Origin of the sequence: Pseudoalteromonas sp. MMG013 (assembly GCF_018100885.1) — a bacterium.
In the GTDB taxonomy this organism is placed as follows: domain Bacteria; phylum Pseudomonadota; class Gammaproteobacteria; order Enterobacterales; family Alteromonadaceae; genus Pseudoalteromonas; species Pseudoalteromonas aurantia.
The window spans coordinates 1-348 of the sequence record NZ_JAGJEE010000135.1 but is presented as its reverse complement, the minus strand read 5'-3'; the positions used below and the strand labels follow the sequence as shown (position 1 = coordinate 348).

The 348-nt window shown below is 39.9% G+C and carries 1 protein-coding gene; it reads right to left on the bottom strand.

What is annotated here, in order from left to right:
* Positions 1 to 271 (bottom strand): transposase (locus J8L98_RS24680; protein ID WP_210998697.1); only part of this gene is annotated, 271 nt, incomplete at its 3' end.
* Positions 272 to 348: the final 77 nt, after the last annotated feature.

The window sequence follows — 348 nt, the reverse complement described above, 5'->3', positions numbered from 1 at the left end:
TATAACCGGGTGATTGCAACGAGGTATCCATCATAGTGAGCAAGGAATTTACAAACCCTTCTAAGGCTCTGAGTGGCAAATGGAATACAGCCTTTAAAGTTAAACAGGTTTCAATTGCTAAGTCAGAATAGTGATTTGAACGACCACGGCCTCCGTGTTTTTCGGTATTTTGCCACTTTGAGGTGGCACTATCACTTAACCAAATATTGATGTTACCGCGTTGAACCAAAGCACGGTTGTACTGTGACCAATTCCTAATTTTCTTCTTCATTTCGCATCATGGGTTAAGGCATTTTATGATCTGATCACACCAAACTAAAGAAGTTCAATTATTTAGGAAACAACGCC